Annotated in this window: 13 protein-coding genes; 3 read left to right on the plus strand and 10 right to left on the minus strand. The window is 72.5% G+C overall.

Going from position 1 to position 13,085, the window contains the following annotated elements; genetic code table 11:
• Positions 1 to 194 precede the first annotated feature (194 nt).
• The 4 genes from recN to ACIQM0_RS13765 form a co-directional block, all read right to left on the minus strand.
• Positions 195 to 1,940: a DNA repair protein RecN gene (gene recN / locus ACIQM0_RS13750; RefSeq protein WP_401286112.1), complete on the minus strand. Its 1,746-nt coding sequence runs from the start codon at positions 1,938 to 1,940 to the stop codon at positions 195 to 197.
• A gap of 96 nt (positions 1,941 to 2,036) precedes the next feature.
• Complete coding sequence (locus tag ACIQM0_RS13755; protein ID WP_123468978.1) at positions 2,037 to 2,942, minus strand: NAD kinase; 906 nt, start codon at positions 2,940 to 2,942, stop codon at positions 2,037 to 2,039.
• Positions 2,939 to 3,754, minus strand: a complete 816-nt coding sequence (locus tag ACIQM0_RS13760; RefSeq protein ID WP_363025479.1) for a TlyA family RNA methyltransferase — start codon at positions 3,752 to 3,754, stop codon at positions 2,939 to 2,941. The genes ACIQM0_RS13755 and ACIQM0_RS13760 overlap by 4 nt, the downstream gene beginning before the upstream one ends.
• A gap of 7 nt (positions 3,755 to 3,761) precedes the next feature.
• The gene (locus tag ACIQM0_RS13765) at positions 3,762 to 4,127 is read right to left on the minus strand and encodes a hypothetical protein (RefSeq protein ID WP_401286113.1); all 366 of its coding nucleotides are present in this window, start codon (positions 4,125 to 4,127) and stop codon (positions 3,762 to 3,764) included.
• Between the two features lie 43 nt (positions 4,128 to 4,170).
• Here ACIQM0_RS13765 and ACIQM0_RS13770 point away from each other — a divergent pair, with 43 nt between their 5' ends.
• Complete coding sequence (locus ACIQM0_RS13770; RefSeq protein WP_363025483.1) at positions 4,171 to 4,518, plus strand: SCP2 sterol-binding domain-containing protein; 348 nt, start codon at positions 4,171 to 4,173, stop codon at positions 4,516 to 4,518.
• Positions 4,519 to 4,621: 103 nt separating this feature from the next.
• Here the strand turns inward: ACIQM0_RS13770 and ACIQM0_RS13775 are convergent, their stop codons facing one another.
• The 4 genes from ACIQM0_RS13775 to ACIQM0_RS13790 all read right to left on the minus strand — a co-directional run bounded on the left by ACIQM0_RS13775 (position 4,622) and on the right by ACIQM0_RS13790 (position 8,468).
• The gene (locus tag ACIQM0_RS13775) at positions 4,622 to 5,422 is read right to left on the minus strand and encodes an ABC transporter ATP-binding protein (RefSeq protein WP_401286114.1); all 801 of its coding nucleotides are present in this window, start codon (positions 5,420 to 5,422) and stop codon (positions 4,622 to 4,624) included.
• A gap of 122 nt (positions 5,423 to 5,544) precedes the next feature.
• Positions 5,545 to 6,654, minus strand: a complete 1,110-nt coding sequence (locus ACIQM0_RS13780) for a FecCD family ABC transporter permease (RefSeq protein ID WP_401286115.1) — start codon at positions 6,652 to 6,654, stop codon at positions 5,545 to 5,547.
• The gene (locus tag ACIQM0_RS13785; RefSeq protein WP_401286116.1) at positions 6,651 to 7,712 is read right to left on the minus strand and encodes a FecCD family ABC transporter permease; all 1,062 of its coding nucleotides are present in this window, start codon (positions 7,710 to 7,712) and stop codon (positions 6,651 to 6,653) included. The genes ACIQM0_RS13780 and ACIQM0_RS13785 overlap by 4 nt, the downstream gene beginning before the upstream one ends.
• Positions 7,713 to 7,727: 15 nt before the next feature.
• Positions 7,728 to 8,468 (minus strand): FMN-dependent NADH-azoreductase, encoded by a 741-nt coding sequence (locus ACIQM0_RS13790; RefSeq protein WP_401286117.1) that lies wholly within the window; start codon positions 8,466 to 8,468, stop codon positions 7,728 to 7,730.
• 73 nt (positions 8,469 to 8,541) lie between these two features.
• Here ACIQM0_RS13790 and ACIQM0_RS13795 point away from each other — a divergent pair, with 73 nt between their 5' ends.
• Positions 8,542 to 9,423, plus strand: coding sequence for a sigma-70 family RNA polymerase sigma factor (locus ACIQM0_RS13795; protein ID WP_401286118.1), 882 nt, complete (start codon positions 8,542 to 8,544; stop codon positions 9,421 to 9,423).
• An 83-nt stretch (positions 9,424 to 9,506) separates the two neighbouring features.
• Here the strand turns inward: ACIQM0_RS13795 and ACIQM0_RS13800 are convergent, their stop codons facing one another.
• Positions 9,507 to 10,535 carry an HAD-IIA family hydrolase gene (locus tag ACIQM0_RS13800; protein WP_401286119.1) on the minus strand — a complete coding sequence of 343 codons (1,029 nt, stop codon included), beginning with the start codon at positions 10,533 to 10,535 and terminating at the stop codon, positions 9,507 to 9,509.
• Positions 10,536 to 10,607: 72 nt separating this feature from the next.
• Between ACIQM0_RS13800 and ACIQM0_RS13805 the strand changes: the two genes are divergently transcribed.
• Positions 10,608 to 11,885 (plus strand): DUF1015 domain-containing protein, encoded by a 1,278-nt coding sequence (locus ACIQM0_RS13805; RefSeq protein WP_401286120.1) that lies wholly within the window; start codon positions 10,608 to 10,610, stop codon positions 11,883 to 11,885.
• 64 nt (positions 11,886 to 11,949) lie between these two features.
• On the opposite strand, the gene ACIQM0_RS13810 is transcribed toward ACIQM0_RS13805, so the two are convergent.
• Positions 11,950 to 12,735 carry a hypothetical protein gene (locus tag ACIQM0_RS13810; protein ID WP_401286147.1) on the minus strand — a complete coding sequence of 262 codons (786 nt, stop codon included), beginning with the start codon at positions 12,733 to 12,735 and terminating at the stop codon, positions 11,950 to 11,952.
• Positions 12,736 to 13,085 lie beyond the last annotated feature (350 nt).

Here is a 13,085-nt window from a genome sequence, read left to right on the forward strand (position 1 = left end):
GCCAGTCCGTACGCACGTTCCGGCACGGCAGGACCGTAACTCCGGTGCGCAACGCAACAAACCGGGCGTGGCGCACCACTCGCACGGGTGAAGATCGCGGGGCGCCGCGGGGGCGCCGCCCAACGGGATCAGCACCCCCGGAGCGCCCCGCCGGGCCGGACGGCACGGGCCGGACAGGGCTCAGGACACAGGCCCTAGCCGTCCGCCCGTGCCGTGGCGAGCAGTTCCTCCGCGTGGGCGCGGGCCGTCTCGGAGTCCTCCTGGCCCGCGAGCATCCGGGACAGCTCCCGTACCCGCTCCTCGCCCTCCAGGACGGTGACACCGCTCCTGGTCACCGAGCCGTCCACGGTCTTCTCGACCAGCAGCTGGCGGTCGGCGAACGCGGCGACCTGGGGCAGGTGGGTGACGACCACGACCTGGGCGGACTTCGCGAGCTTCGCCAGCCGCCGCCCGACCTCGACGGCGGCCTTGCCGCCGACGCCCGCGTCGACCTCGTCGAAGAGGTAGGTGGGTACGGGGTCGGAGCCCGCGAAGACCACCTCGACGGCGAGCATCACCCGGGACAGCTCACCGCCCGAGGCACCCTTGGCGATCGGGCGGGGCTGGGCGCCGGGGTGCGGGGCCAGCAGCAGTTCGACCTCGTCGGCGCCGGACGGCCCGTAGGCCACGCTGCGTCCGCCGATGTCGATGCCGGACGCCTCGTCGGCCGCCTCGGTCTGCCGGATGTCGAAGGAGACCCGGGCGTGCGGCATGGCGAGGGAGGCGAGTTCCGCGGTGACCGCCTCGGCGAAGAGGGCCGCCGCCGCCGTACGGGCGTCGGTCAGCGCCTGTCCGAGTCCGGAGAGTTCGGCGCGCAGCGCGTCCCGTTCCGCGGTCAGTTCGCCGATCCGGTCGTCGTCGCTCTCCAGCTCCGTGAGGCGCGCGGCCCCCGCCTCCGCCCAGGCCAGTACGGCGCTGATGTCCTCGCCGTACTTGCGGGTGAGTCCGGTGAGCGCGGCGCGCCGCTCCTCGACCGCGGCGAGCCGCAGCGGGTCGGAGTCCAGCTGGTCGGCGTAGCCCGCGAGTTCGCCCGCGACGTCGGAGAGCAGGATGGAGATCTCGCCGACCCGGTCCGCCAGCGCGGCGAGCGCCGGGTCGTGGGACCGGACTCCTTCCAGCGCCTGCCCGGCCGCCGCCACGACGGTCGCCCCGTCGACCGCCTCCTGGTCCTCGGGGTTGCCGGCCAGCGCGGTGTGCGCGAGGGCGGCGGCTGAGGCGAGGGCGTCGGCGTGGCCGAGCCGCTGGGCCTCGGCGGCCAGCTCGGTGTCCTCACCGGGCAGCGGTTCGATCGCGGCGACCTCGTTCAGCCCGAAGCGCAGCAGGTCGGCTTCCTGGGCGCGTTCGCGGGCGCGCGTCGTCAGCTCGTCGAGTTCACCGGCGACCTCGCGCAGCCGCCGGTAGGCCGCCGCGTACGCGGTGTGCGGTTTGGTGACACCGTCGCCCGCGTACCGGTCGAGGGCCTGCCGCTGCCTGGCCGGCTTGAGCAGCCCCTGCTGGTCGGTCTGGCCGTGCACGGCGACGAGTTCGTCGGCGAGTTCGGCCAGCACGCCCACCGGGACGGATCTGCCGCCCAGATGTGCGCGCGAGCGCCCCTCCGCCGAAACGGTACGGCTGATCAGCAGCGCGCCGTCCTCGATCTCGGCCCCGGCCTCCTCGGCCCGCAGCGCCGCCGCGTCGCCCTCGGACACCGTGATCCGGCCCTCGACGACCGCGGCCTTCGCGCCGATCCGCACGAGGGCGGGGTCGGCGCGTCCGCCGAGCAGCAGCCCCAGACTGGTGACGACCATGGTCTTGCCCGCGCCGGTCTCACCGGTCACGGCGGTGAAACCGGGTGACAGCTCCACCACCGCGTCGTCGATGACTCCGAGCGACCGTATCCGCATCTCCTCCAACACGGACATGACCATACGAGGTTTCGTGGCCCCCGCGCACACGGGCCGCGGCCGGGACACCGGATCGGGTGGGTACCAAGGACTCCCCGGGTGCCCCGTCCGGGGTCAGTGCGGGGCGCCCCGCCACCCCGACACCGGCAGCGCGAACTTGGCCACCAGCCGGTCCGTGAAGGACGCCTGGTGCAGCCGGGCCAGCCGTACGGGCACCGCGCCGCGCCGCACCTCGACCCGCGCTCCGGCGGGCAGCTCGACGGTCCTGCGCCCGTCGCACCACAGCACCCCGTGCGGGGTGTGCGGCTGGACCTCGACGGCGAGCACCGACGTGGGCGAGGTCACCAGCGGCTTGGCGAACAGCGCGTGGGCGCTGATCGGGACCATCAACAGCGCCTCGACCTCGGGCCAGACGACGGGTCCGCCGGCCGAGAAGGCGTACGCGGTCGAACCGGTGGGCGTCGCGCACACGATGCCGTCGCAGCCGAACCCGGTCACCGGGCGCCCGTCGATCTCCAGCACGACCTCCAGCATCCGCTCGGGCGACACCTTCTGCACGGCTGCCTCGTTGAGTGCCCAGTCGGTGTGGACGACGGTTCCGTTGCTGTGCACGACGACGTCGATCGTCATGCGTTCCTCAACGGTGTACGCCCGGGTGACGACCCGGTCGACGACCTTGTCCAGATCGTCGCGCTCCGCCTCGGCGAGGAAGCCCACCCTGCCCAGGTTGACGCCGAGCATCGGCACCCCGGAGGCGCGCGAGAGCTCCGCGCCGCGCAGCAGTGTCCCGTCCCCGCCGAGCACGATCAGCAGTTCGCAGCCGTTCACCGCCTCGGGGGTGGCATCGGTGACCGTCTCGACGGACGGTGGCAGCGGCAGGTCGGCCGCCTCGGTCGCCAGCACCCGTACGCCCAGGCCGTTGCGCAGCAGGCCCTGGACCACGAGCTCGGCGCTGCGGATCGCGGCCGGCCGGCCGGTGTGTGCCAGAAGAAAGACTGTTCGTGCCGTATTCGTCGTCAACGAGGCCCCTCCGCCACTGCACGGTCGACATCCGCGGGATCCAGCTCCGGTGCTCCGGCCCGCAGCCACAGAAAGTACTCGACATTTCCCGAGGGTCCGGGCAACGGGCTCGCCGTCACGCCCCGGACCCCCAGTCCGAGCGCCCAGGCCCGGCGCGCCACCTCGCGTACGGCTTCGGCCCGCAGTTCGGGACTGCGGACCACTCCGCCGCTGCCGAGCCGCTCCTTGCCCACCTCGAACTGCGGCTTGACCATGAGGACCAGGTCCGCGTCGGGGGCGGCGCAGCGCGCCAGCGCGGGCATGACGAGCCCCAGCGGGATGAACGACAGGTCGCCCACCACCAGGTCGACCGCCTCGCCGTCGATCGCCTCCGGCGTCAGCTCCCGTACGTTGGTGCGGTCCTTGACGGTGACGCGGTCATCGGACTGGAGCGACCAGGCGAGCTGCCCGTAGCCGACGTCCACGGCGACGACGTGGGCCGCTCCGGCCCGCAGCAGCACATCGGTGAACCCACCGGTGGACGCTCCGGCGTCCAGGGCGCGCCGCCCCTCCACCTCCAGTCCCAGGGGTACGAAGGCGGCGAGGGCGCCCGCCAGCTTGTGGCCGCCCCGTGAGACGTACTCGGGGTCGCTGTCGTCCTTGGTGACGACGACGGCGGCACTCGTCTCGACCTGGGTGGCCGGTTTGGTCGCGGTGCTGCCGCCGACGGTCACCCGTCCTGCGGCGATCAGCTGGCTGGCATGCTCGCGTGAGCGGGCGAGCTTTCTGCGTACCAGCTCGGCGTCGAGGCGGCGACGGGCCACTCCTGCCACGTTCGGTTCAGCTCCTGTTGTTGTACGAGTTGTGGTGCGAGTCGTTGTACGAGTTGGTGTTCGGCGGCACCGGTGCGGGTGCCGGGGCGGGTACGGGCCCGGCGTCCAGGCCGGTCAGCGCGTCGCGCAGTCCGCGGTGTACATCCTCGTACACCTCGATGTGGCCGCCCGCCGGGAGGCGGTCGGCGTCGGCGAGACGCTCCAGTCCCGCGTCCACCCCGGCGTTGCCGGTGGGCGTGCGGACGACGCCGAGGGGCGCCGGGGCCTCCGGGTCGTGCGCGGCCGCCCGGGGCGGCTCCTGCGGCGCGTCCTGCGGGATCTCCCCGGGCGCGGTTCCGGCGGCCGTCCCCGGCCCCGGCATCGAGTCGCTCATGCGGGAAACGCTACCCCGACGGGCTGCGGTACCGTCGATCACGATGGCGACCATGGCGGAGTGCCGCAGCGCACTCGACAGACTTTCGGACAACCTCGCGGGGGCCGACGGCGACGTGCGCAGCGCGGCGTCCCTCGACCGTTCGCTGAGCTGCCACATCAAGGACCTCGACATCACGTTCACCGGCCGGCTGGCCGGCGGCCGGATCCAGGTCCTGGACACGGTCGAGGGGCCGCCTCCGCAGAGGGCGGAGATACGTCTCGCGATGACCGGGGACGATCTGGTGGCCCTGGTGAACGGCGAGCTGAACTTCGCCAAGGCGTGGGGCTCGGGCCGGGTACGCCTGGAGGCCGGCTTCCGCGACCTCCTGAAGCTCAGGTCCCTCCTGTAGCCCTGCCCCTTGCCGAGCCCGTCCCGTAGCGGTCGCATCAAGCCCGCCCGGCGGTTGAGGACGAAGCGTGGCCGCGGGGCTCCCGCACCGCGCAGGGCCCCTCTTACGCCGACGCGGCCCGCGCGACCCGCGCGGCCGGCACCACCAGCGGTGTCCCCGTCTCCGGATCGGAGATCACCTGGCACCGCAGCCCGAACACCCGCTCCACCAGTTCCGCGGTGACGATCTCCCCGGGCGGGCCCTCCGCGACGATCTCGCCCTCCCGCATCGCGACGAGGTGCGTGGCGTACCGCGCGGCGTGGTTCAGATCGTGCAGGACGGCCACCAGCGTGCGCCCCTGTGTCTCGTGCAGCTCCGCGCACAGGTCGAGCACATCGATCTGGTGCTGGATGTCCAGGTAGGTCGTCGGCTCGTCCAGGAGCAGCAGCGGCGTCTGCTGCGCGAGGGCCATCGCGATCCAGACGCGCTGCCGCTGACCGCCGGACAATTCATCGACATAGCGATCACCGAGTTCACCGACGCCGGTCGACGCCATCGATTCCTCGACAATGCGTTCGTCCTCGGGCGACCACTGCCGCAGCAGCCCCTGGTGCGGATAGCGGCCTCTGGCCACCAGATCCGCCACGGTGATGCCGTCCGGCGCGATCGAGGACTGGGGCAGCAGCCCCAGCGTCCTGGCGACCTTCTTCGCGGGCATCCGGTGAATCGCCTGCCCGTCCAGCAGCACCTGGCCCCGGCTCGGCCTGAGCATCCGGGAGAGCGCCCGCAGCAATGTCGACTTGCCGCAGGCGTTGGGGCCGACGATCACGGTGAACGAGTGGTCGGGTATCTCGACCGAGAGGTTCTCCGCGATGACCCGCTGGTCGTAGCCGAGGGTCACCGAGTCCGCGGTGAGGCGCTGCATGGTCGTACTCCGTGAGTCGGTCGGGGGGCTGGTGAGGGGCTGAGCGGCGGGCGAGGGTTTCACGCGGCCGGTGGCACCGGCCGCGCCAGCGCCAGCGGCGTCGACGGAGGCGGAGGCGTTCTTCATATGCGCCCCGCCTTCCGCTCGGACACCAGCAGCCACAGCAGATAGCAGCCGCCGAGCACTCCGGTCACCACGCCGACGGGCAGTTGCCGGTCGCCGAAGGCGTCGAGCGCGACCCAGTCGGCGACGAGCAGCAGAGCGGCGCCCATGAAGGTCGAGGCCACGAGGTTGGGACCGGTCGAGCGGGTCAGCCGGCGGGCCAGCTGCGGGGCGCTGAGCGAGACGAACGCGATCGGCCCGGCGGCGGCCGTGGCGACGGCGACGAGCAGCACGGCGGAGCCCATCAGGACGAGCCGGGTACGTTCGACCCTTACACCGAGCGCGTACGCGGCGTCGTCGCCCATCTCCATCACCCGCAGGGCGGGCCCGTGCGCGAACACCAGCGGCAGCAGGACACCGCAGACCGCGAGCAGCGGCCAGACCTGCGCCCAGTCCCGTCCGTCGAGCGAGCCGGTCATCCAGACGACGGCCCGGGTGGCGTCCACGAGGTTGGCCTTGGTGATCAGGTACTGGGTCACGGCGGTCAGCATGGCAGCGGCGCCGATACCGACCAGGACGAGCCGGAAGCCGTGCACCCCGCGCTTCCACGCCAGCAGGTAGACGGCGACCCCGGTCAGCAGACCGCCGGCCACCGCCCCGCCCGCGACCGCCGTCGCCCCGCCCTGGAACAGCACGATCACGGTCAGCGCACCCACCGTCGCGCCCTGGCCGAAGCCCAGCACGTCGGGGCTGCCGAGCGGGTTGCGCGAGACGGTCTGGAAGACGGCGCCGCCGGCGCCGAGCGCCGCGCCCACGAGGAGCCCGACCAGCACCCGCGGCAGCCGCAGGTCCGTGACGATGAACTCCTGCTGGAAGGTGCCGTGTCCGAAGAGCGTGGTGACGACCTCGCCCGGGGTCATGGTGAAGTCGCCGCTGCCGATGAGGACGACTCCGGCCCCCGCCACCACGGCGGCGAGCAGCAGAATCACCAGGGACGCCCGGACGTTCATCCGGAACGAGTACCCGCCGGCCGTCCGCACGGCCCGCACCGACCGGGCCGTCCCGGTCCTCCCCGCCGCCTCTGCCGTCTCCGTCGCCCGCGCCGTCTCCTTCGTGTGCGTGGCCCTCACAGCTGGGACATCCTCTTGCGTCGTACGAGATGGATGAAGACCGGCCCGCCGATCAGCGCGGTGACGATACCGACCTGGAGTTCGGCGGGGCGGGCGATGATCCGGCCGACCACGTCCGCGCCGAGCAGCAGCACCGGGGAGAGCACGGCCGCGTACGGCAGGATCCAGCGCATGTCGGGACCCGTGATCACCCGCACCAGGTGCGGGATCATCAGCCCGATGAAGACGATCGGTCCGCACGCGGCGGTCGCCGCCCCGCACAGCAGGGTGACGGCGAGCATGGCGAGGACCCGGGTTCTGGTCAGATGTGCGCCGAGCGCCCGTGCCGTGTCGTCGCCCATCTCCAGTGCGTTGAGCGGTCGGGCGATGAGCAGGGTCAGCACGACGCCGATCGCGATGAACGGCCACACCTTGCCGACCGTCTCGGTGTTCGCGGAGGCGAGCGAGCCGACGGTCCAGAACCGCAGCCGGTCCAGCGCCGCCGAATCCAGCAGCTGTACGGCGTTGACGTACCCGTACAGCGCCGCGGTGACCGCGGTCCCGGCGAGCGCGAGCCGTACCGGAGTGGCGGACCGGCTGCCCCCGAGCAGGTACACGGCCACGGACACGATCGCGGCACCGGCGAAGGCGAACCAGACGTACCCGGTCAGTGAGGTCACACCGAAGAAGCTGATGGCGGAGACGACCGCCGCGGACGCCCCCGCGTTGACGCCCAGCAGTCCGGGCTCGGCCAGCGGGTTACGGGTCAGCGCCTGCATCACGGCCCCGGCGAGGCCGAGCGCGCTGCCGACGATCAGCCCGAGAACGGTCCGGGGAATCCTCACCTTCCGTACGAGGACGTCGTCGCTGCTCCCGGCGTAGTGGAACAGCCCGTGCCAGACGTCGGCGAGGGGCAGGGCCTTGGCGCCGATCCCGATACTCGCCAGGCACACCAGCACCAGGAGCACCAGGGCCGCCAGGAGCCCTGCGGCTCGTACCGCATGGCGCCTGGGGGGCGCGGGCTTGTCCGGCGCGGCTGTCGGGCCTGCACTCGGTTCCGGGGGACTCTCAACGAACACGCCGGTTAGGTTAGCCTACCCTGCTGTGGCCTCGATGCGGCCTCCCGCACCCTCGCTCCGGCCGCCCGCAGGCTCCCCGCCGGACGCCGCCACGATCACCTCCGCCCGCGCCGCGGCCAGCGAGCTCGCCGCCAACGGCCGGAACCGGGCCAGGCCGGGAACCAGCTCCGCCATGGTCATCTCGGCGTTGACGAAACACAGGTCCTCCGGCGCCACCCCCTTCTCACCGAAGTACGCCCGCAGGTAGGGCGTCTGGAAGTCCCAGCCCTCCCGAGGGGTTCCCGGGCCGTAGGCACCACCCCGCGGGCTGATCACCACGACCTTCGTCCCCCGGAGCAGGCCCTCCCCCGTGTCCGGGTCGGTGAGGGCGCCGGGGAAGCCCACCCGGTCGATCCACGCCTTCAGCGAGGCGGAGACCGAGAAGTTGTACATCGGGGCACCGACCAGCACAGTGTCCGCCGCCAGCAGTTCGGTGATCAGCGGCCGCGTCAGCGACCACTCCCGCTTCTCGGCCTCGCTCCCGGTCAGCGCGTCCACTCCGTCCGGCGGAACGAGGCCGGTCCGCTCCACCCGGCGGCCGAGCGAGCAGTAGGCGGTTCCCAGCGGTGGCACCGGGTCGGCGGCCAGGTCCCGGTACCGGTATCCGGCCGGGCCGTGCGCGGTCCGCCAGGTGCGGGCGTACAGGGCGGTCAGCTGCCTGCTGACCGACTCCTCGGAGCGATTGGCACTGGCATCCAGATGCAGCAAGGACGTCATCGGCTCTCCTGTCACTTCAGCTACGTTGCGTTCGTCAGGAGGGGTGACGGAACAGAACGGCGAAAGGTGACCGGTGGACGAGCGCGAGGCACTGGCGGAACGCTTCGAGGCACAGCGCGGCCTGCTGCGCGCGGTTGCCCACCGGATGCTCGGCTCACTGGACGAGGCGGAGGACGCCGTCCAGGAGACCTGGCTCCGCCTCTGCCGGGTCGACGCCGGCGAGGTGGACAACCTGGCCGGCTGGCTGCGGACCGTGGTGACCCGCATCTGCCTGGACATGCTGCGTACCCGCAGATCACGGAGGGAGGACCTGGCCGGGCAGGAGGTTCTCGACCAGGTCGCGAAGTCCGCCCAGGGCAGCCCGCCGGAGGACGAGGCGCTGCTGGCCGACTCGGTGAGCCGCGCGCTGCTCGTGGTGCTGGACACGCTGGAACCCGTCGAGCGGATCGCGTTCGTGCTGCACGACATGTTCGCCGTGCCGTTCAGCGAGATCGCGCCCGTCGTGGAACGCACGCCGGTCGCCACGAAGAAGATCGCCAGCCGTGCCCGCCACAAGGTGCGGGGCACTCCCGCGGTCCCGGCGGCCGAGCTCGCCCGGCACCGGCAGGTCGTCTCGGCGTTCCTCGCCGCCGCGCGGGCCGGTGACCTCACCGCGGTCCTCGCCGTACTGGCTCCCGATGTGGTGCGCCGCGCCGACCCCGTCGCGGTACCGCCGGGCGGCACGGCCGAGGCCCGCGGCGCGCGAGCCGTCGCGGAGGGGACGGCCGCGCTGGCGCACCGGTCACAACTGGCCGAACTGGCGCTGGTCAACGGCATGGTGGGAGTCGTCGTGGCCCCGCGCGGCCGCCTGCTGTTCGCGCTCACCTTCACCATCGAGGGCGACAGGATCACCGAGTACGACGTGATCGCCGACCCCGCACGCCTCCGGCGGCTCGACCTCGCCGTCCTCGGCTGACATCCGACCGGCTGCCCGACCGGACCACGGAAAGGACCACGGAGAGGAGCACCGGCCGGACGAGGTCGACCGGATCGCCGCCGCTACAGCCCGAGCCTGGCCACGGCCTTCCCCGCGTCCAGCCCGCACGACCCTTCCCCGGCCTGGGACCACGCCGCCCCGCACAGGGCCCGCAGGCCGTCGAGCGCCTCCCCCTCGCCCTCCAGCACGAGCTGTTCGCCCCGGACGGACGCCGTCCAGCCGCCACAGCCGAAGCCCTCGCCCGCCTGCGTCACCTCGGGCTGCCCCGTCAGCAGTCCCCGCAGATCGGCGTCCACGTAGGTCGGCCGGTGCTCCGGCTTCGCGGCCACCAGTTGCACCGCGTCCGTCACCCCAGTCAGCACCAGCAGCGAGTCCACGCCACCGTTGAACGCTCCCTCGATGTCCGTGTCGAGCCGGTCCCCGACCACCAACGGCCGCTCCGCGCCGGTCCGCAGCACCGTCTCCCTGTGCATCGGGGGCAGCGGCTTCCCGGCCACCTGGGGCTCGGCCCCGGTCGCGATCCGTACGACCTCCACGGCGGCCCCGTTGCCGGGCGCGATTCCCCGGGCGCTCGGAATGGTCAGATCCGTGTTGGACGCGAACCACGGCAACCCGCGATTGACCGCGTAGGCCGCCTCGGCGAACCGGCCCCACGCCATGTCGGGCCCGCCGTATCCCTGCGCGACCGCCACCGGTTCGTCGTCCGCCGACTCCACCGGCCGCAGGCCGCGTTCACGCAGCGCCACCCGTAGCCCCTCGCCGCCGACCACCAACACCCGCGCCCCGGACGGGAGCTGATCGGCGATCAGCCGGGCCACGGCCTGCGCCGAAGTGATCACGTCGGACGCCTCGGCCGGCACCCCCAGCTCGGTCAGATGCTCCGCCACCGCATCCGGCGTCCGCAGCGCGTTGTTGGTCACGTACGCCAGGTGCATTCCACCGTCCCGCGCCGTGCCGAGCGCCTCGACCGCATGGTCGATCGCCTGCCCGCCCGCGTACACCACCCCGTCGAGATCGAGCAGAGCCGTGTCGTACGCCTCACTCAACGCGGTACTGATCCCGCTCGGCCTGGTCCTGCTCGCCTGGCTCATATCCTGCGCTCCTCATTGCCTGCTTCTCCCCCCGATCATCCCGCATCCCCGAACCGCACATACGATGCAGAAATGAATTCACGAGGCCCTGCGGACCAGGGACTGCACCTGATTCCGTTCCGTGGACTGCGCTACGTCCCCGAGCTGGTCGGCAGCCTCGCCGCGGTGACCTCGCCCCCGTACGACGTCGTCGTACGGCCCGACGGGCTGCTCCACCTGGAATCGGCGGATCCGTACAACATCGTGCGCCTGATCCTCCCGCAGGCCGACACCGCGTCCGCCCGCCACGAACAGGCCGCCGCCACGCTCAACCGCTGGCTCGCCGAGGGGATCCTCGCCCCCGATCCCGAGCCCGCGTTCTACGTGTACGAGCAGCGCAACGACGAGATCCTCCAGCGTGGCGTCATCGGCGCGCTGGCCCTCTCCGGCCCCGCCGACGGCATCGTGCTCCCGCACGAGGACGTGATGGCCGATGTCGTCGAGGACCGTGCCGACCTGATGCGGACCACCGAGGCCCACCTCGAACCGCTGCTGCTGACCTACCGCAGCGACGGCGACGCCACCGGGGCGACCGCCGTCATCGAGCGGACGATCCACCGCCCGCCGCTGTTCTCCACCACCACGGAGGACGGATTCAGCCACCGGCTCTGGGCAATCACCGACGCCGCCGAACAGTCGGTGCTGGAGACGAATCTGGCCCGTCACCAGGCCCTGATCGCCGACGGCCACCACCGCTGGGCCACCTATCTCAGGCTTCAGCGGGAACACTCCGTCCCCGGTGCCTGGGACTTCGGTCTGGTCCTCCTGGTCGACACGGCCCGGTACCCGCTCCGGGTCCGGTCCATCCACCGGCTGCTGCACGGACTGCCGGTCGCCGACGCGCTCGCCGCGCTGACCGGTCTCTTCCGCATCCGCGACATCGAGGGGCCGCTCCCCCGGGCCCTGGACGCCCTGGCGGGGGCAGCCGCCGAGAGCAACGCCTTCCTGCTCGCGGGCGACGGCGGTTTCCATCTGGTCGACCGCCCCGACGAGGCCCTGCTGACCCGCACCATCCGGGCCGACCGCCCGGCCGCCTGGCGCACCCTCGACGCCACGGTCCTGCACTCGGCGCTGCTGGACCACGTCTGGGAGATCCCGGACGATCCGGCGCACATCGCGTACATCCACGACACCGCGGCCGCCGTCGAACAGGCCGAGCGCCACAACGCCACGGCGGTGCTGATGCATCCCGTACGCGAGGAAGTCGTCCGGGACCTGGCCCGGCAGGGCGTCACCATGCCACGCAAGTCGACCTCTTTCGGCCCCAAACCGGCCACTGGCCTGGTCCTGCGCAGCCTGCTCCTCGACTGATCCTGCCCCCGGACACGCAGAAGAGGGCGGCACCCCGGCTGGGGTGCCGCCCTCTTCTTGTGCGTTACGCCTTGACCGGACCGTCCTCGTCGTCGTCCTCGTCGTCGAGGTCGTCGTCATCGAGGTCGTCGTCATCGTGGTCGTCCGCGGCGGCTACCACCGGCGCCTCGACGTCATCCGCCGCGTCCGTGGCGGCGGGGGCGGAAACGGGGGTGCCGTCCTCGTCATCGTCACCGAGAACGTCGACGAACTCGACACCGTCCAGCTCGGCAAGCCGGTCCGACGCGTCGGTGGAGCCGTCCTTGTCGGCCTCCAGGGCCTTCCCGAACCACTCACGCGCCTCGTCCTCGCGCCCTGCGGCCAGCAGCGCGTCCGCGTACGCGTAGCGCAGTCGCGGCGTCCACGAGTGGACGGCGCTGGAGGCCAGCTCGGAACTCTGCAGGGTCACGATGGCGGCGTCGATCTGCCCCATGTCCCGGCGGGCGCCGGCAGCGACCAGACGCATCTCGACCTGTCCGGCCTTGTCCAGCTTCTGCACCTCGGGCTCGCCGGCCATGGCCATCGCCCGCTCGGGCCGGCCGAGTCCGCGCTCGCAGTCGGCCATCACCGGCCACAGCTCCACGGAACCGGTCATCCGACGGGACGCCCGGAACTCCGCCAGCGCCTCCGCGTACTTCTGCGTCGCGTAGGCGGCGAAGCCCGCTGCCTCACGCACGGCGGCGACCCGCGAGGCCAGTCGCAGGGCGATGCGCGAGTACGCGTACGCCTGCTCGGGGTCCTCGTCGAGCAGCCGGGCCACCATGACCAGGTTCCTGGCGACATCCTCGGCGAGGGTCTTGGGCAGGCTCATCAGCTCCTGCCGGACATCCTTGTCGATCTCGTGGCCGGTGACCTCGTCGGGGATGGGAAGCCGCTTGATCGGCTCGCGCTCACGCTCGTCCCGACGCTCGTACCCGCCGCGGTCACCACGGTCGTCGCGGCCGCGGTAGCCACCCCGGTCGCCATCGTCCCGCCGACCGCGGAAACCACCGGAGGCACCGCCCCGGCTGTCGTCGCGGCGGAAGCTGCCACCGGAGGAGCCGGAGCTGCCACGGTTGTCGTCACGGCGGAAGCCGCCGCCGGTGCTGCCGCCGCGGTTGTCGTCGTCACGACGGGGGCCGCGCGGACGGTCGTCACGCCGCTCGAACCCACCACCGGAAC

This window comes from Streptomyces sp. NPDC091387 (genome assembly GCF_044756945.1).
In the GTDB taxonomy this organism is placed as follows: domain Bacteria; phylum Actinomycetota; class Actinomycetes; order Streptomycetales; family Streptomycetaceae; genus Streptomyces.